General features: G+C 74.9%; 10 protein-coding genes. 2 read left to right on the top strand and 8 right to left on the bottom strand.

All coding sequences use genetic code 11. The features are described 5' to 3' along the window. The first annotated feature begins 109 nt into the window (after nt 1-109). The gene (locus ABT299_RS29855) at nt 110-829 is read left to right on the top strand and encodes a DUF2510 domain-containing protein (RefSeq protein WP_500252753.1); all 720 of its coding nucleotides are present in this window, start codon (nt 110-112) and stop codon (nt 827-829) included. Nucleotides 830-841: 12 nt separating this feature from the next. Here the strand turns inward: ABT299_RS29855 and ABT299_RS29850 are convergent, their stop codons facing one another. The 8 genes from ABT299_RS29850 to ABT299_RS29815 form a co-directional block, all read right to left on the bottom strand. Beyond that, entirely contained in the window at nt 842-1744 is a 903-nt protein-coding gene (locus tag ABT299_RS29850) for a hypothetical protein (RefSeq protein WP_500252752.1), read from the bottom strand. Continuing rightward, the gene (locus ABT299_RS29845; protein WP_500252751.1) at nt 1741-3159 is read right to left on the bottom strand and encodes a glycohydrolase toxin TNT-related protein; all 1419 of its coding nucleotides are present in this window, start codon (nt 3157-3159) and stop codon (nt 1741-1743) included. Before ABT299_RS29845 ends, ABT299_RS29850 begins: the two co-directional genes overlap by 4 nt. Then, nucleotides 3156-4070 (bottom strand): glycohydrolase toxin TNT-related protein, encoded by a 915-nt coding sequence (locus ABT299_RS29840; RefSeq protein ID WP_500252750.1) that lies wholly within the window; start codon nt 4068-4070, stop codon nt 3156-3158. The genes ABT299_RS29845 and ABT299_RS29840 overlap by 4 nt, the downstream gene beginning before the upstream one ends. Beyond that, on the bottom strand, nt 4067-4882 hold the full coding sequence (locus tag ABT299_RS29835) for a hypothetical protein (RefSeq protein ID WP_500252749.1): 816 nt from the start codon (nt 4880-4882) through the stop codon (nt 4067-4069). The genes ABT299_RS29840 and ABT299_RS29835 overlap by 4 nt, the downstream gene beginning before the upstream one ends. A gap of 80 nt (nt 4883-4962) precedes the next feature. Next, nucleotides 4963-5877, bottom strand: coding sequence for a hypothetical protein (locus ABT299_RS29830; protein ID WP_190868600.1), 915 nt, complete (start codon nt 5875-5877; stop codon nt 4963-4965). A gap of 48 nt (nt 5878-5925) precedes the next feature. Continuing rightward, nucleotides 5926-16788: a WXG100-like domain-containing protein gene (locus tag ABT299_RS29825; protein WP_500252748.1), complete on the bottom strand. Its 10863-nt coding sequence runs from the start codon at nt 16786-16788 to the stop codon at nt 5926-5928. Nucleotides 16789-16796: 8 nt separating this feature from the next. Further along, nucleotides 16797-17099: a WXG100 family type VII secretion target gene (locus ABT299_RS29820; RefSeq protein ID WP_190866594.1), complete on the bottom strand. Its 303-nt coding sequence runs from the start codon at nt 17097-17099 to the stop codon at nt 16797-16799. Continuing rightward, a complete protein-coding gene (locus ABT299_RS29815; protein WP_500197934.1) occupies nt 17096-17503 on the bottom strand; it encodes a YbaB/EbfC family nucleoid-associated protein in 408 nt (135 codons plus the stop codon). Before ABT299_RS29815 ends, ABT299_RS29820 begins: the two co-directional genes overlap by 4 nt. A gap of 237 nt (nt 17504-17740) precedes the next feature. Here ABT299_RS29815 and ABT299_RS29810 point away from each other — a divergent pair, with 237 nt between their 5' ends. Beyond that, nucleotides 17741-18016 (top strand): hypothetical protein, encoded by a 276-nt coding sequence (locus tag ABT299_RS29810; RefSeq protein ID WP_190866598.1) that lies wholly within the window; start codon nt 17741-17743, stop codon nt 18014-18016. Nucleotides 18017-18058 lie beyond the last annotated feature (42 nt).

Genomic DNA, 18058 nt, shown 5'->3' with positions numbered 1-18058 from the left:
GTCCGCCCGGAATCCGTTCGTCATGGGCGGTCCTATCACGCGGCGGACCGCGGTGGCGGGAGCGGATATCTTCGGAGCGGTTGGTCGGCGGCGCTGGAAGGTGTGCATCGTGACTCAGGCCGGGTGGTATGCGGATCCGTACGGCGGCGGAGGGCACCGCTGGTGGGACGGGACGAAATGGACCGACCACGTCAACGCGACGCCCGTCCAGCAGGCCCAACCCCAACCCCAAGCCCAGCCCCAGCAGCCCATGCCCCAGCAGGGCGGCGGGCCGGTGCTGCACAAGACGCGGTACGGGGTCGAGCTGCATGCCGACGCGCACGCGATCACGTGGGACGGGACGACGATCGAGCTGGCGAAGGCCGAGTTCGTCGGGTACACGGCCGTGCAGACGAGGATGCGGGGGCCGCTGAACATCGGCAGCGTCCACACCTCGACCGACTACCACTTCGAGATCGGATTCTTCCCCGTCAACCAGGCGCCTGCGATCGCGTTCGAGGAGACGGGGCTGCGCGCGAACACGCCGCCGTCCGACTGGCAGTTCCTCGTCGATCTGTCCAGGACGTACGTGGAGCCGCGGTTGCTCCGGCAGTTCCTCGCCGCGATCGAGGCGGGTCAGACCGTGGACGTCGGTAAGGTCCGGATCAACCGGGACGGGTTCGTCGGCGGGAACGTGTCGCGCGGCTGGGACGGCATCGAGGGCGTCAGCTTCGACGAGGGCTGGTACTTCGTCCACGCGCGGGGCGCGGGCAAGCCGATCCTGCGGGTGCCGCAGCAGAACCAGAACGTCATGCTCCTGCCGCGGATCTTCGACGCCCTCAAGCGCTGACCCGTCCCGGCGTCAAGCGCGGGGGTGGAGCCAGGACGGGGTGTCGCCGGGGTCGCGGGGGAACATCTCCAGGTCCTCGGCGTAGGCGGACGGCGGCGGCGGGGTCTTCCAGCGCGGTTCGGTGTCGTGGTCGTACTCGACCTGGTAGGAGAACGGGAAGGCGAGCTGGAACCGGGCGCTGAACCAGGTCCCGAGGCCGTCGGAGTACATGCCGCGGTGCAGCCGTTCGAAGAGCTCGCCGGCGGCGGGCGGCGGCGTCCACGGGCTGGGCATGTGGGTGTCGCAGGTGAGGAGCTGCGCGACGGTCTCGGTGTGGGATCCGAGGGCGTTGTGGTACACGTCGGCCTGCCGCCAGCTCGCGGGGAGCGAGTCGACGAGCACGGTGGTGATCTCTTCGAGGAGGTCCTTCTGCTCGACGGGGCCGAGCGGTTCGGCGGGCGCGGGCGGCAGCGGCGGGCGGCCGGTGCGGGCGCGCAGCCAGTCGGGGATGTTCTCCTCCGCGCGGGGAAAGGCGGCGAGGTCCTGCTCGTACGCCTCGGCGGGGATGTCCGGCTCCCAGCGCGGGTCGTAGTCGTTGTTGTAGGCGGTGTAGTAGGAGCCGGGCGGGTCGAGCATGACGCGCATGCTCATCCAGGTGCCGCGGTCCTGCCGGTACATGATGGACCGGAGTTCGGCGGCCATGCCGAGGATGTCGCGGGGCATCTCGACCGGGCGGCTGGTGCCGTCCTGCATCACGACCGCCAGGGCGGCGTCGGAGACGGCGACGGTCATCATGACGCGCAGGTCGATGCGGCGCCAGTCGGGCGGGGCCGCCTGGGCGAGCAGGGTCGCGATGCCGCGGGTCAGCTCCTGGTAGCGGTTCTGGTCGTAGGGCAGCGGTCCGCGGCCGGGAGCCGCGCCGGACGGGCTGGTCATGTCTGCTCCTCGGGCGGTCGGACGGTGGGGCCGGGGTCGCCGCCGGGGCCGGTGATCTCGACGAGGTGGCCGGAGGCGACGAGGTCGGCGATGGAGTGGACCAGGTTATAGCCCATGCCGGTCTCGGGCGGGGGCGTGCCGGAGCCGATGGGGCCGACGTGGAACAGGACGGTGTAGCCGCGCAGGGGCTTCTGGACGCGGTAGACCCGGTAGGTGAGGCCGGTCAGGTTGATGTGCCCGCGGCGCTCCCAGGGGGTGCCGATGTCGAAGACGTACCGGTCGGCCGGGGGATGGTAGGTGTCGACCTCCTTGCCGGCCGGGAGGATCTCGCTGGGCGGTTCCGGTCGCGGCTCGGGCTCCGGTTCCGGTTCCGGGGCCGGGACGGGGAGGCCGGTCCCGGCGAGGGCGCGGTAGATCTCGTGGACGGAGACGAACGCGCCGTGGTCGGGGCGGGGGCCGGGAAAGCAGACGAAGTATCCGCCGGGGCGGTTGGCCATGGGGTCCAGGGCGATGTACGGGCCCGGTCCGGCGGGGCGGACGGCGTCGAAGGCGCCGGCGGCCGGCGAATCGTCTCCCGGTGCGAGGGTCCACGCGTCCTGCCTCTTGCGAAGCGCGCGTTCCCTCTTGAGGACGCCGGTGACGTGCAGGACCTGGCTGTTGATCTCCATGCCGGCGTCGGCCATCACGCCGGCCATGGCGTGGACGGCGGCGGCGCGGGGGTCGGCGAAGGGGCGGACGGCCGAGTCGGGGCCGATCGCGAGCCAGGCGCCGGAGGTGCGGGCGATCGTCCAGCAGCCGTCGTCGACCGTTCCGACGCGGAACCGGTCGACGCCGGGCACGTAGTCGGCGAGCCGGCGGCGCGCCGCGGTGAAGAGCGCTTCGAGGCCGGAGGGCAGCTGCCGGGTCAGGTCCGTTTCGTCCTGCGGGTTCCGCTGGAGCGTTCGCGGGTCGAAAGCCTGGCCGGCGGCGTGCAGGGCGGCCAGGCGGCCGAGCCATTCCGGAGTCCGGTCGGCGGGGCGGGGGAACCGTTCGAGTTCGGTCGCCGCGTCCGACGGGGCGACCTCGTCCGCCCAGGGGAACTCCTCGGGCGGGTCGGCTTCGACGTCCCATTCCGGTGCCCGCGCACCGCCCCGCAGGGAATAGGTGAGGGACATCCAGGCCCCGTCATCGGGGTGGTAGGTCATCTCCCGATGGCGGCGCAGCAGCTCGGGGATGCCGGTGTGCGCGAGACGCCGTCCCGCCTCGAGGATGCCGCGACCGGAGCGGTCCTCGTCCTGATGGCCGGCGAGACGGACCACTTCGTGATCGCCGACGGCGCGGTAGGAGAGCCGGGCGTCGTGCCAGTCATCGGGAAGCAGCCGGACGAGCTCGTCGATCATCCTTTGCAGGTGCGCCTCTTCTTCCTCCGGGGTCATGACGCGGTCTCCTCGCGCGGATCGGGGACCTCGGACAGGGCGCCGTCCCGCAGGAGATCGGCTATGGAATCGACGAGGTGGTAACCCCGGCCGCGATCGGTCCTCTTTCCGCGGGGGACGATGGTGTATTCGAGGGGAAAGGCTGGGTACACGCGTAGCGGCCGTTCGAGCCGGTAGAAGCGGTGGGGGTGCGCGTCGGCCGAGCCCCACGTCCCGCGTTCGTGGAACGGTGTGCCTAGCTCGTACAGGAAGACCTCGTCGGTGCCGCCATAGGCGTCGAGGACGCGGCCTTCCGGCAGCGTCTCGGCGGCCTCGCCGGGGCCGTCCGGCAATTCGCGGTGGGCGGCCAGCGCGAACGCGCGGTGGACGGTGACGAACGCGCCGCGCTCCGGTGCGCTCTCCCGCCGGAGCGCGAAGTAGCCGCGGTCACGCCCGAGCAGGCGGTCCAGAGCGACGCAGGGCACCTCGGGATCCGGCCTCGGCGCGCTCTCCGACTCCGCTCGCAGCCGCTCGCCGGTCTCGGTGAGGAACCACGGGCCGAGGTCCGTCCGGTCGTCCGGGCCCGGCTCGATGATCCCGGCCAGCTGGAAGACCTTCATGTTGAGGCCGGTGCCGGCCTCGGTGAGCAGGCCGCCGAGGGCGTGGGCGACGGCGGCGCGGGCGGTGCCGTGCGCGGTGATCTCGCGGGGGGCGCCGTTCTCGGTGCGGACGGCCAGCCAGCCGTCGTCGCCGTGCAGGATCGTCCAGCAGCCGTCCTCGACCCGTCCGACGAGGAAGCGGTCGGCGGCGTCCCGGGTCCATTCCCGGAGGAGGCGGCGTGCGCGGTAGAACAGGATCGGGCTCTCGGGCGCCAGCCGTGCCACCAGGTCGTGCTCGTCTTGGGGAGTGTGCGGCAGGGCTGGTGCGGTCATCGTCCGGCGGCGGGGTCGGTCGGCCGACCGATGGCGGCGACGGCTTCGGCGCGGGTCTCCTCATCGATCTCGCCGATGCGGAAGCCGGCGGCGGAGGCGTATCCGACCAGGCGGGGCTCGGGCGGGACGCCGTGGACGCGCAGGTAGTAGTGGACGGCGCCGGGCCAGATCCACACGCCGTTGGTGTGGTAGGTCAGCGGGACCTCGGCGGGGTGCGCGGGGTCGAGGCGGTCGGTGTCGTAGCCGCGCGCCGCCAGCACGATCGGCGCTTCCTGGAGGTAGCGCAGGAGCGGCTCGCGTTCGTGTTCCGGGACCGGCGGGCGGTCGTAGCGCGGCGTGCCGTCGGGGTCGACGGAGTCGAAGACCTGGGCGATGCGCAGCGCGGCGGGCACCGGGGGCGGCGTCCCGTCCCGGCCCTGCTCGCGCAGCCGCTCCTCGAACAGGGGGTGGGTCCGCTTGCTGAGCGAGCGGATCAGCGCCTTCTCCTCGGCCGACGGGGGGCGCCGCTCCTGCTCGGCGGTCTCCTCCAGCCCGGCCATGGTCTCGTAGAGCGCTTTGACCGCGCCCTCACCGAGCCGGTTGCGGGCCCGGAACATCTCCACCGCCGGGATGAACTCCTCGTAGGCGAGCTGTTCGACGTCGGCGTCGTGATTGAAGTCGATCTCGGCGATGTACCGCATCGCCCGCACGAAGCCGCCGGTCCGCGGGTCGGCCGCGACGCAGTACAGACCGCCGCCCGGCGGCTCCACGAAGACCACCGGCCGTTCGTTGTAGGTGAAGTAGCGCGGATAGGTCTTCCTCACCGACGGCATGGCAGAAACTCTCCGTTAAGACAAGGGTGGCGGTACGGACAGAGCATAGAGGCGGCTTCCCGGCGGCCCTTGGCCGCAGGTCACCGCTCGGCCAGGCGCTTGAGATCGTCCAGGGACGGCGCCTGCTGCTCGGCGGCGTCGGCGGGGACCGTCCCGGACAGGAAGTCCTCGGCCAGCCCGCGGAACGTGCGGATCGCCTGCAGCGCGTCGGTGCCGGCCCGGAAGGCCTTCGCCAGCCTCAGCTCCCACAGGCCGGCCGCGATCTGCCCGGCCTGTCCCGCCGGGACGCGCCGCAGGTAGCCCGCCGCGTCCCCGGAGGCCGCCGCCCAGACGTATCCGAGGAGGTTCCCGCCCAGCACCACCGGCAGGTACGCCACCGGCCCGGCCGCCTCCTGCGGGTAGGACTCCGGCGCGACGCTGACCAGCGGTCCCCAGCCCTTCGACCGGTCCGCCGGCGTCCCGTCCGGGTACAGGCCGTCCTGGACGAGCGGGCCCGGCGAGCGCGGGGCGTCGGGGTTGAGCCACGCCTCCAGCTCGTACAGGCTCGGCGCCCACTGCTCCTGGGCGTCGGCCGGGACCGCACCGGCCACCGGGTCGTCGGGGGCGCCGCGCAGGCGCCGCACCGCGTCCTGCGCCGACAGGCCCTCGGCATAGGACTGGTCCAGCCGCTGGTTCCACACCGACGAGGCGTCCAGGCTGCGATCGAAGAACTGGAGGTTCCTGATGAAGCCGCACACCTTCGGGTTGTCCGCGGCCGCGTACAGGTGGCCCAGCAGATCCGCGCCCGACACCACCGGCAGGTAGAACACCGGCTGGCGGGTGGAGTGCTCGTAACCCTCGTGAGGCGGGGCCGGATCGCCCTGAAGCGGCGGCGCCGGCGGCAGATCGGGCCACTCGTACGGACCGTCCGGGGACGGAGGCGGCGCCGACGGGTCCGGCGGCCATGGCAGGCCGGGGTACCCGCCGGGCGAGCCCGAATGCGGCGGCATGCTCATGACATCTGTTCCTTCCGAGGTCTCCGTCGGTCGCTCACCTGCGCGGAATCAGTCCGGTGGCTCCGCGTCCGCCCATATATCGTAGGTCGGCCTCTCCACCCATTGACCGTTCGGCAGCTGCTTGCGGACCATGCCGGTGAAGGTGACGCCGGTGATCCGGTACCGGACGTTGCGCGGCAGGATCAGCTCCCGCTGGTCCGGATAGTCGCTGCTCCGGCCCATCCACAGCCCGTGCGAGCCCGCGGGGAGCCGCATCCGGATCCGGTACTCGAACGGATCGTTGTCGACGACCGCGGGGTTGCGTCCGAGCGAGGTCGACATGTACGCCGGCTCCTGCTGCCGCGCACCGATCAGTAGCCGCGGATCCCGGTTCCCGAGCGGCAGGCCGTCCTGCGCGATCATGAACGACACGTCGTGCAGGCCGCGGTTCGTCTCGACCGGCTCGGGAAGCGGCTGGCGCAGCGCCTGGTCCAGCTCGCCGATGCGGCGCCAGAACGCCTCCGGCGTCGGGTCGCCGCCCAGGTAGTGCGTCAGGCGGCCGAGCTCCGCGTGCTGGTACCGGAGTTCCGCGAGCTTCCGCTCGGGGTTGGGGTGCGCCATGACGTACTGGACGATCTGCCGCTGGTAGTCGGTCAGATCCGGCCGGTGCAGCATGGCGCGCAGCTCGTGCCCGAACGCCGGCATGCCGCCGTTGTTCAGGTACATGAGGTGCTGCGCGTAGTTCCCCTCGCGCCGTACCTGGTCGAGGAAACCCGCCACGTCAGCGCCGGGGCGCAGGTGGGGGTTCGGCATCGACTGCACCGTGTACTGGTAGATCGCGTGCTGCAGGTGCGGCGGGAGCTGCCGGTACACGTGGGCCAGCCGGTTCTCGCCGTACTGCTCGCCCTCGTGGTCGCCGCCGAACCGGCGGACGCCGTCGGTCCCGACGTGGCCCTCCACGGGTGCGTGATGGGCCGCTCCGGGGTGGTGCGCGGCAGGATGCCCGGCCGGGGCGTGCGCGCCGGGGGCATGCGGGGCAGGGGCATTCGGAGCGGGGTGCGGGGCGTGCGGCGCGGGATGGCCGGCCGGGACGCCGCCGGGGTGGCCCGCCGGGCGGTCCGCCGGGTGACCGGCCGGGGCCGGGCGAACGGACGGATGCCCAGCAGGGTTCGCACTGGCGCGGGACGCCGGTGGCGTGCCCGGGTGCGGCGTTGAGGGCGTGCCCGGGTGCGGTGTGGAGGGCGTGCCCGGCGGCGTGGCCCGGTATCCGGTCGGGACTGCCCCCGCCGGCGGGCGGGCACCGGGAGCCGTGCCGGGGTGGGCGCCGGGGACGAAGCCCGGCCCCGCGCCGGGGTGGCCGCCCGGCGCCGCCCCAGGACGGCCACCGGGGTTCGCGCCCGGGTGCGCCGGCGGACGGGCGCCCGCGGGAGCGGCCGATCCTGCGGCCGGGGGGACGCCTGGATGGGCTCCGGGCCGCGTCGCAGGGTGATCATCTGTATGCGAATGGGCACCGGGGACCGCGCCGGGGTGGGCCGCCGGCCGGACGCCCGGCGGGTTCGACGGCGCCGCGTAGCGCGGGTCGGCGTAGCCGGGGGCCGGTCGGCGCGGATCGCCGTGGCTGGGGGCGGGGTGCCTCGGGTCGGGGTACCCGGCGTGCGGCGGGACGGCGTTCGTGCCGTTGCCGGTGGACGGTTCGCCGTCGCGGCGGCGCCGGAACAGCTCCCGCAGACCGCGCGCCTCCGCGTCCCCGTTCGCCGCGTGGTCGGCGCCCTCCCTCGGGTGGCCGGGGGCGTACCCGTCCTGGCCGCCGGGCGTGGTGGTGCCGTCCGGATGGTGGACGGTCCAGGAGCCGTCCGGCGGCAGGCCGGGCCGCACCTGGCCGTCCGCGCCGGCGTGCCCGGACGACGCATACACGTTGCCGTCGCCGTCCGACCAGGCGAGGCCGTGCGGCGCGATGACCGGGACGCCGAGCCGCTGGGCCAGCCGGGCGGCGAAGTCGCCGTCAGCGGTGTGGCAGCCCAGCAGCAGCACCTCGCGGCGGTCCCACGCCGGGTCGTTGCCGATCAGGTCGGCGAGGTCGTCCACGCCGAGCCGGCGCCCGCCGCCGAGCCGCAGCCCGTCCGCGTCGGCGTGCCCGTCGACGACGAACCGCTGCGGGTCCGCCGGGACTCGCCGCGCCAGGTCGCGCATCGCCGGATCGGACGGGTCGTGGAACGACCGGCCCGCCGGGGTCTCGTCGCTGGCGCGGAACACCTCGTGCAGGTGCGGCGGCAGGTTCTCCGGGATCGGCGCGTCTCCGTGGTCGCCGCGCCCGTCCTCGTCCGCCCGGTCCTCGTCTGTGCGGTGTTCGCCGGTCTCGTGCTCGTCGGTCTCGTGCTCGGCCGTGCGGTGCTCGTCCTCGGGGTGGCGCTCGCCGTCGCCGGCGGGCCGGTCCCCGTCCCCGCCGGGCTCCGGCGTCCCGTGCCCGCTCTCGCCGCCCGGCGGGGCCTCATGCGGGCTCGGAAGCTCCGGGCCGGTGCCCGATTCGGTCGCACGATGCCCGGGCGCCGGCGGCTCGCCTTCGTGCGTGCTGCGCAGGTGAGGCGGCAGCGCCTGGTCCAGCGCGTCGCCGAACCGCTCGTTGAGGCGCCGGTTGACCGCCTCGCGGACGGCCAGTTCCTCCGGCGTCAGGTCCGCCTCGCGGTGCCCGAGCGCGGCCCGTTCCTCCGCGACGTTCGGCAGGTCGCGCGACACCTCGTAGAGCGAGTGCTCGTGGTCGGCGACCGCGTCGAACGACTTCAGGTGCAGGCGGAGTTCACCGATGTGGCCGTTCGGCATCCGCACGGTCATCCGGATGTCCCGGTAGCCGCTCGGCTGCGGGCTGCGCAGCCGGTCCTTGATCGACACGATCTCGGCGCCGTGCGCGCGGACGACGCCCTGCACGCGGTCGAGCGCGCGGTAGAGCCCGGAGACGTCGTCGAACTGCACCTTGCCGCCGAGCAGGTCGTTCAGGGTCGACGCGTCGCCGTCGTTCTCGTTGATGATCTTGTCGAGGGCGCGCACCCGGTCCTTCGCGCCCGGACGCATCTTGGCGTCGCCGGGGTCGTCCGCGAGGTCGGTCAGGATGTCGTGCAGCGTGCCCCGCTGCTCCTCGGCCGCGCGGTACAGCTCGTCCAGGTAGTCGTTGACGAGGCGGTTGTCCTTCGCCAGCGGGCGCCCCTCGCCCGCCCGCTCCCGCTCGGCGGCGAGCGCCTCGCGGTCGAACCCGGGCTGGCCCGGCGCCTTCGACGTGCCGATCTCGCCGACCACCCGGTCGCTGATCCGGGTCTGCCAGTCCTCGAGCGGGGTCTCCCTGGGCCGTGCCGGACCGCCGTCCAGGACCGCCTCGGGGCCGCGCTCGTTCACCTCCCGGATGGAGTCCTCCAGGATGTGGACGGCCTCCGGGTGCGTCAGCAGGCTGTGCAGCGTCCGGGGACGGGCCAGCAGCGAGTCGTGGATCGCCTGCTCGGCCCTCGTCAGCGGCGGCGGGCCGCTCCCCTCGATGATCCGCGCCAGCTCCGGATGGTTCGGCAGCCGGGTGCGCAGGTCGTCGTCCAGGAGGTCGCCGAGCCGGTCGCCGCGGTCGTTGACCACGGTGTCCCGCGCCTGGTCCAGCACCTGCCGGAGCTGCTCGTTCTCGTGGACCCGGCGCATCAGGTCCGGGTCGGCCGTGCGGGGGCGCTCGCCTTCCGGCTCGGCCGACCGGGGCCTGGGCGGCGCGTCCGTGCGCGGACCGGGCCCCGGATGCGGCGCGGCGTCGGATCGGGGCGGCGCGTCCGCCAGGCGCGTCCCGCCATCGCCGGGCGCCGTGCCGTCGCTGGACGGCGCGTTGCCTGCAGGCCGGTCGGCCGGGGGTGCGTTCTCGACGGGGCCGTCCGCCGGGGGCGCGCTCTCCGGTCGGGGACCGCTGTCGGCGCGCGTGCCGTTCTCGTTCGAAGGCGGCGACGTCTCCGGACGCGCGCCCTCCGCTGCGGTAGCGGGCTCGGAGGCTGGACGCGTGTTCTCGCCGCGGACGGGCTCCGTCGGCCGGGACGTGGTCTCCTCCGGCGCACCGGGCGTGACGTCCCGCCGCGGCGTCGTCTCCGTACCCGGGCCGCTCTCCGTACGGGGCGCCGTTCCCTCGCCGTGCGGCGGGGTGCCCTCCGGCCGGGGGCTGCCGACCGTATGCGCTCCGCCGGTGGCGGGAGCGGGCTCCGGGCGCGGCGCGGTGGTCGGCGCCTCCGACTCGTACCAGCCGTAGTGCGAGCGGGCGTCGGGACGCGCGGCCTCGGGAGCCGGCCGACCATCGCCCGCGTCGGGTCGCCCTTCGGAAGCGCCGGCCGGCGCCTCGGCCTCCGGCGTCTGTGTCGGTTCGGGCGTCTGTGTCGGTTCGGGTGACGCCGTCGGCTCAGGCGACGGCGTCGGTTCCGGTGCCGGTGCCGGTTCCGTCGATGCCGCCGGTTCCGGTGTGGGCGTCGACTCCGGTGCCGCCCCGGTTTCCGGCGCCACCGCCGGCTCCGGCCCTGCCGCCGGTTCGGCGGCCGGTGCGGGGTCGCCGGACGAACCGGCCGGGGCCGCAGGCTCTTCCGGCTCGGGGACCGGCCCGCGCACGCGGCGATGCGGCTGGTCCGGCGCCGGCTGGGGATCGCCCGAGGATCCCGGCGTCGCCGGTCCGGAGCCGCTGCCCGGCGGGATGGAGCCCGGCGGGGGAGAACTGCCCCGCAGGGTGGGGTCGACGTTGTGGTAGCTGCGGTAGTGCGTGTACAGCTCGGGTTCCCCGCCGGGCGTGCGCGGAGGGACCGTCTCCGTCCAGCGGACGTGGACGACCTCCGGCGTGACCCGCGGATCGTTCGGCTCGGGGAAGAAGTCGATCCGCTCGATCGTGTGGCCGGCCGCCTGCTGGGAGTAGAGATGGGCCTCGAACGAGTGGCGCCAGCTCTCGCTCGGCGTGAAGTCCGCGCCCTGGTTGCCGCGGTTGGTCCTGCTCTCCTGCGGGAAGTAGTTGATCTTCTCGCCGGGGCCGCGGGCCTCGTGCGGGAAGATGTGGCCGCCGTCGAACTCGCCGCCGTGGTACTCGCCGACCCGCTTGGGCTCGGGACGCCCCGGCGGGTGGTGGCCGCCGCCGGTGCGGCCGACGTCCGTCTGGACGCTCTCGTTCCGCTGCGACCTGCCCGCGTCGTATTCCGGGCTGCCGCTGGCCACGCGCGCCTGGCCGCGGTCGTTCGTGTGGTAGGCGAACGTGCCCGGCTTGACGCTGCCGTCGCCGAAGTCGCCGGTGCGGGCGCCGTCGGGCGGGTCGAGCCGCGTGTTCTCCCGGGTGTGGAACCGCTCGTGCGGCTCGATCAGGTAATGGGTGTTCGGCTTGGGAACGCCCGCGGCCCTGGCCTTCGCCGGCTTGTCACCGAGCTCGGGGTTGAACCCGTGGCTCTTGTCGCCGTACCAGGTGCGGACGTGCGTGACGTTGCCCTTGTCGTCGGTCCAGAAGACGCCGTGGAGCCTGCCCTTCGGGTCGCGGACCTCGATCCGCGCGTTCTCGGGCCGCTTCAGGTCGTTCCGGGTGGCGAAGGGCCCTTCCTTCGTGACGTCATAGGGCTCGGGCCACGTGTGGTGGGCGGCGTCGGCCGGTGGATCGAACCGGGTGGCCGACGGCGCGGCGCCCTGGCCGGTGGAGACCTCTTCGCCCTTGAAGATGTGCGGGTTCGCGTAGCCGAGGTCGACCCTGTGCGTGACGCCCGGCTCCGGGCGCGTGAGGTCCACGTTCTCGTTCGGCGGGACGGCGCGGGCGCCGGGCTCGTCCGGCGTGTGGTTCGTGACGTGGGTGACCTGCCGGTCGCCGTTGGTGTAGGCGACGCTGCGCGGGATCCGCGTGTTGTCCGGACCGATCTCGTACACGGTGTAGCGCGCGTTCGGCCGCAGATCCTCGACGTCCGCGAGCCGCTGATCGGGTGCGAGGTCGATCGACGCCTCGTCGGTGTGCCGCGGCGGATCCCACTCGGCCTGCTGGTGCGGCAGGTTGCCGGGCGGCTCGGCCCCCGGCGTCGCGTCGGGCCGGTCGGGCGGCGGGCCGGAGTCGCCGCCGTCGGAGTCCTCGTCGTTGGAGCGGGTCCGCCGGTGCAGCGGAGTCTCCTCGCCCTCGCCGGGGCGCGTGTGCGTCTCGCCGGGCGCGCGCTCGTCTGGGCGCGGCTCGGTCTCGTTCGAGCGCGGGCGGCCGTCGTCCGGGCGGGGCTCCGCCTCGCCTCCGCGCGGGCGACTCTCGTCGGGGCGCAGCTCGCCGCCGTCGTGGCGCGGGGGTTCCTCGCCGCGGCCGGGGTCGGTCTCGCGCGGGCGGCCGTCGTCCGCGCGCGGTTCCGTCTCGTCGGAGCGCGGCCGGCCGTCGTCGGGACGAGGCTCGGTCTCGCCGCGCGGGCGGCTCTCGTCGAGGGGAAGCTCGCCGGCGTCGTGCCGGGGAGGCTCCTGGCCTTCGCCGGGAGTGCGCTCGTCCGAGCGCGGGCGGCTGTCGTCGCGGGGAAGTTCGCCGGCGTCGTGGCGCGGAGGCTCTTCGGCGCGGCCGGGGTCGGTCTCGCGCGGGCGGCCGTCGTCCGGACGCATCTGGCCGTCGTTGTGGCGCGGCGTCCCCTCTCCCGTGCGCTGGTCGTGCGGCGCGCGGGACGGGTCGGTGGTGCCGTCGCCGGTCCGCGGCGCGCCCTCGGGCGTGCCCCGGTCGGTGCCCGGCGTGCCGTCGTGGGAGACGCGGTTCCCCGGAGCGCCGCCGTCGTTCGCGGACGGGGTGCTCGCGGGCGCCTCGCCGCGGAAGTGGCGGTCCATCACGTCGCCGACGGCGCGGGCGAGGTCGCGCGGGTTCTCGGCGAGGCGGTGCTCGGTGAAGGCCTCCGCCATCAGCTCGTGCGGGTTGGTCGCGCCGTACTGCGACAGCGCGTTCTCGATGCGCGACCTCATGGCGGGGTCGTGCGGCTGAGTGGCGTCGTAGGGGACGCCGAGCGCGTCGGAGATCGCCTGGTTGAGCTCGGCCCGCATCACCGGGTCGTTGAGGAGCCGCTGCCCGAGCTGGTGCCCGAACTCGTGTGTGAGCACGCCCTCGGTCGACCCGCCGCCGGGGACGGTGAAGCCGTCCGCCTCCTCGTCGGCGCCCTCCGCGTTGCGCTCCGCGTTGTCGCCGAACGCGTCCTCGTTGATGTAGATGCCCTGGTCGGGGCCGCTGGTCCGGGCGTAGGCGAGGGTGTCGCTCTCGTTGGGCGGCATCGCCGTCGACTCGATGCGGTTGAGCTGCCGCATCGTGCCGGGGTAGTCCGCGGCAAGCTTCCCGAGCGCCCGGTTGATCTCGGCTGCGGCGGCCGGGTCGATCGGGCGGGACGTGAAGTCGACCGCGGGCGCGTCGTCGCCGAGCTGGGAGAGGATCTCGCGCGCCTCGTGCTCGGCGTCCGCCAGGTCGTGGGAGGCGTCGCCGCCGTCGTGGTCGCCGGACGCGTCGTCCGTGCCGTGGTCGTCGCCGCCGTGGTCGCCGGTTCCGTCGTCGCCCTGGCCGTCGCGCGGGGCCGTCCCCTCCGGCCGCTCGTGCTCGCCGGGCGTCCCGGCCTGCTCGGGATGCTCGGCCGGTGCGCCGGACTCCGGTTCCTGGCGGCGCGGCGCGTCACCGGGCTCGCCGTCGCGCGGCGAGGACGCGTCGTCCTCCCGCGAGGGGCCGCCTTCGCCCGGTGCGGGCTCGCCGGTCGTCTCGGGCGCGTCACCGCGCACGACGCCCTGGTCGTCGACGTCCTGGATGGGCCGCTCGGCGGGGTCGCCGGGGCCGTCGCCGTCGGTCAGCGGACGCTCGGGCGCCGCCTCCCCGCCCTCGTCGCCGGACGGCGCGCGCTCCGGCCCCGGTCCCGCGTCGCCCTGCGGGTCACCGGGCCGGACCACGCCCTGGTCGTCGAGGTTCTGGATGGGGTGTTCGCCGGGGTCGGCGGGGGCGTTGTCGTCGGTGAGGGGACGCTCGGGCGCCGGGCGTCCGCCCTCGTCGCCGGACGGCGCGTCGGGAGTGGGCTGGGCGTTCTCCGTCCCGGCGGGTGCGTGCTCGGCCGGAGGCGTGGCGCCTTCCTGAGCGGGAGGCGTCTGCTCGTGCGGCGACGGGGCGTTCTCCGTCCCCGTGCCGGACGGCGCCTCGTGGGTCGCCTGAGGGCCGTTCTCGCTCGGCGCGGCCCCGTCACCCGGGCGGGACGGCTTCGGAACGCGGCTGCCCGGCTCCTGCGGCGAGCGCGACGTCGTCTCGGGACGTCCCGAGCCGGAGGACGGCGTGGTCGTGCGGACCCGCGTCTCCCCGCCACCGCCGGGCGTACCACCGCCGCGCACGGTGGAACCGCCGCCTCCCATACCGCCCATGCCGCCCATCGGCATCGGGACGCCCGCGATGAGGCCGGGCTGGCCGCTCGACCCGTCGGACCCGCCATGGTCGGGCGCCGCCATCGCGTCGGGCAGGTCGGCGGTCGCCTGGCCGCCGTCCTTCGCGTCGGACGACCCGGCCGTGCTGCTGGGCGGAGCGTCGGCGCCTTCGGGCGCGGACGGGTCGCCGCCGGGCGGCGAACCGCCGTCCGACGGGTCGGAGCCGCCGCCGGTCGCCGTGGACCCGCCGCCCTCAGCGGGCGCGGAACCGCCGCCGCCAGGCGAGGAACCGCCGCCGCTGATGGAGGGGCCGCCGCCGGGCGAGGCCGTGCCGTGGCCGCCGGAAGGCGTGCCGCCGCCTGCGGTCGGCGCCGTGCCGCTGCCGCCGGTCGGCGCTGTGCTGTTTCCGCTGGTCGGGGGCGTCGTGTTGCCGCTCGCCGGGGGCGTGGTCGTGCCGCCGGTCGGTGTCGTGCCGGGGGCGTGCTCGCCGCCTGCGGGCGGCGTCGTGCGGCCTCCGGTCGGTGCGTCGTTGCCCGAGGTGGGAGTGCGCTCGCTGCCCGAGGCCGGGGTGTGCTCGCCGCCTGCGGGCGGCGTGGTGTGCTCGGTCGCGGGCGGGGTGGTGTGGCCGCCGGTCGGCGCCTCGCCGTCCGGTGCGGGTGCGTGCTCGGTGGGCGAGGGCGTGGTGTGCTCGCCGGTCGGGGACGGCGTTTCGGTACGGGCCGCGGGGTCCGTGCCGCCGCCGGACGGCGCGGTGTGCTCGTCGCCGGGGGACGTGTGCGGGTCGCCCGGCGCGGCCGTGCCGTCGCCGGGGGAGCGGGACGGGGTCGAGCCGGACGGGGCTTCGTCGCGGCCGCGGCCCGAGCCGCCGCCGGACGAGCCGGAGCCCGTGGACGGGCCGCCGCCCGCCGGTGAACCCGGGGTGCCGCCGGACGCGCCGCCACCAGGACGGGAACCGGAGGCGCCGCCGCCCGAACCGCCAGAGCCGCCCGAGCCTGAACCAGAGCCGCTGCCCGGAGCGCCCGAGCCGGAACCAGAGCCGGAACCAGAGCCGCTTCCTGTGCCGCCGCCTCCGGACGGGGTTGCGCCGCCTGGGACGCCGCCGCCCGCCGCAGGGGCGCCGCCGGGGGCCGTGCCGCCGCCCATCGGGACGGCGCCGCTCGGTCCGCCGCCGGACGAGGGGGAACTCGGCGCGCCGCCGTCCGACCCGCCCGCGCCGCCACCGCCGCTGAAGGCGCCGGGGTTGCCGCCGAGGCCGCCGCCGGACCCGCCGCCCGAGGAGGGCGCCCCGCCGCCTCCGCCCGAGCCGCCCTCGGGGGCCGCCGACGCGAGGCTGACGCCGTGGTTCGCTCCACCGCCGCCGTTGTCGCCGAGCAAGGTGGATATACGGTTGCCGCCGCCTCCGCCCGAGCCGCCGCCGTCGTAGGAACCGCCGCCGCCACCGCCGTGGGAGCCGCCGCCTCCACCGCCCGAGCCGCCGCCGTCATAGGAGCCGCCGCCCCCGCCGCTTCCGCCGGTGACGTGCGCGCCGCCGCCTCCGCCTGAGCCGCCGCCGTCGGAGCCGCCTCCGCCCGAACCGCCCTCGCCCGAGCCGCCGCCGGTCGACGGGGTGTGCGTGGTCACCGGGGTGGGGTCGACGTTCGGACCCGCGGGGCCGCCGCCGGGGACGCCGCCGTCGAACTCCGTCAGGCCGCCCTTGCCGCCGCCGACCGCGCCGCCGAACGCGCCCGACGTGGCGCCCTTGGCGATGGCGTCCCAGCTCAGCGGGTCACCGTGGATCGCGGACGTGGCGACGGTGCCGGCGACGCCGCTGACGGCCTCGGACACGCCATCGCGCGCCATGCCCTTGAACATGTTGCCGAGGGGGGTGCCGGCCGCGTCGCCGACTCCGGGGATCTTGCCCGCGCCGAAGCCGACGCCGCCGGAGATCGCGCCGCCGATCGCGCCGTCCAGGGTGGCCTGGCCCGTCTTGGCCCAGTCGACGTCCTTCCGGTTGCCCTGGGCGATCTGGACGCCCTGGACGATCAGGTCGAGCCCGCCGCCCTGCAGCGCGCCGAACGCGGCGCCCTTCAGGACCGCGCCGAGGAACTTCTCCCCGAGCTTCTCCATCAGCTCTTTGAAGATGGTGCGGGCCGTGACCTGGGCCGCGCCCTCCACCGCAGGGATGCCCGCGGTGGACGCGCCGAACGTCTCGAACGCCGCCGCGATCAGCATCGCGATCTCGATCGCGGTGACGATCAGCAGCGCGATGAACATGTACTTGGCGTATTCGATGTCCAGCGCGCCGTTGTCGAGGACCTCGGCGAGCTTGTTGCAGGAATCCGCCATGCTGGGCAGCAGCCGCGGGTCGGTCGTCGTCCACTGCTCGACGTTCTTCTGGAACTTCTCGGCCGCCTCGGCGTCGAGGGTGCCGCGGACGTCGTTGATGGTCCCGGTGACGTCGCCGACGAGCTCGTTGAGGGAGGTGGCGGCCTGGCGCCAGGCGTCGGCGCAGCGCCGCATCGCGGTCTCGTCGCCCTCGGGCCAGTCGGAGCCGACGATCCACGACAGCCACTGGACCTCGGCGGGGATTTCCAGACCCACGGATCAGCTCACTTCAGCCTCGAGGCGCCTTCGGCCTTCTTGTATTCCTTGGCCATCTCGTCGACGCCCTTCTTGATGCCGTCCAGCCCTGTCTTGAGCTTGGGAAAGGCCTCCAGGACGCTCTTGCTCGGCTCGGCGTAGCCCTCTTCGAACTTCTGGCCGGTCTCGTCGGAGCCCCAGCACTTGCCCTCGGCCTGCAACGCCGAGTTGAGGGTGTCGAAGATCTGCTGCAGCACGTTGGCGTTGGTCTCGAAGCCGCCGCCCGCGCGTTCGAGGGCCTCGGTGTCGACCTCGTATCCGTCGAACGTCATAGCGGCTGGATCCCGAGGCGCTGCCGGACGGCCTCGATGTCGTCCGGCCGTTCGGGAAGCAGCTTGGCGAGGTCGAACCCGCCGCCCTCGCCGGACGCGCCCTCGGGGGCGAGGCCCTGCATCGCGGCGCGCACCTGGTCGGCGACGTCCGCCTGCGCCTTCCTGGACGCCTCCATGACGGCCTCGGCGAGCTCCTCGCTGCCGAGCTTGCGGGAGACCCGCGGGTCGAACTCCAGCGACGCCAGCCGGCCCTGCCGGTCGACCTTGACGCGGACCATGCCGTCGGCGGCCTCGGCCGACGCCTCGATGGTCTCCAGCCGGGACTGCATCTCCTGGATCTGCCGGCGCTTCTCCTGGTAGGTCTGCAGGAGTTCGTCGATATGCGCCTGCCATTCAGCGCGCACGGGGGACCCCTCTGTTCGTCGGGAGCTGAACGAGCCCGCGACCGCGCACGATCACAGACACACGGGGAGCGGTCATTATGATGATTTCGCCGCTCATGTCGCAACCCCTCGGCTGGTGATCGCGCACGGGGGTAAGGGTGTTACCGCGGGTGTGGAACACTGCGGCGAGGCCGCCGGCGGTGCGTCCCGGCGGCGCGAGCGGACGGCAGGGCGAACAGCGGAGAGGACGGCCGGACCATGCGCAGGAGACCCAGCATCTGTGACGCGTGCGTGCGTCTCCAGCAGCGGGCCGACCCCGGCGCCGAGACGTCGATGGACACCTGGATCCCGTACTGCGACGCGTTCCCCGACCGGGTGCCCGCCGAGATCTACACCGGCGGCTTCGACCACCGGGAGCCGTTCGAGGGCGACCGCGGGATCCGGTTCGAGATGCGGCCGGGCGGCGAGCGCGCGCTGGCGTCCTACGAGCGGGCGCAGGCCCGCAAGCGCGAGGCGCAGCGGCAGGACGGCTGACGCCGCCGCCGGCGAGGACGCGCCGGGCCGAGCGAGACCGGG

This window comes from Spirillospora sp. NPDC000708 (genome assembly GCF_040299565.1).
Classification (GTDB): Bacteria; Actinomycetota; Actinomycetes; order Streptosporangiales; family Streptosporangiaceae; genus Spirillospora.
The sequence above is the reverse complement of the archived record's forward strand: the minus strand, read 5'-3'. Positions and strand labels throughout refer to the sequence as shown.

Coding starts and splice junctions, on each gene's coding strand:
- ABT299_RS29845 (WP_500252751.1), bottom strand. CDS start 3,159: ATGACCCCGGAGGAAGAAGAGGCGCACCTGCAAAGGATGATCGACGAG.
- ABT299_RS29850 (WP_500252752.1), bottom strand. CDS start 1,744: ATGACCAGCCCGTCCGGCGCGGCTCCCGGCCGCGGACCGCTGCCCTAC.
- ABT299_RS29830 (WP_190868600.1), bottom strand. CDS start 5,877: ATGAGCATGCCGCCGCATTCGGGCTCGCCCGGCGGGTACCCCGGCCTG.
- ABT299_RS29840 (WP_500252750.1), bottom strand. CDS start 4,070: ATGACCGCACCAGCCCTGCCGCACACTCCCCAAGACGAGCACGACCTG.
- ABT299_RS29820 (WP_190866594.1), bottom strand. CDS start 17,099: ATGACGTTCGACGGATACGAGGTCGACACCGAGGCCCTCGAACGCGCG.
- ABT299_RS29810 (WP_190866598.1), top strand. CDS start 17,741: ATGCGCAGGAGACCCAGCATCTGTGACGCGTGCGTGCGTCTCCAGCAG.
- ABT299_RS29835 (WP_500252749.1), bottom strand. CDS start 4,882: ATGCCGTCGGTGAGGAAGACCTATCCGCGCTACTTCACCTACAACGAA.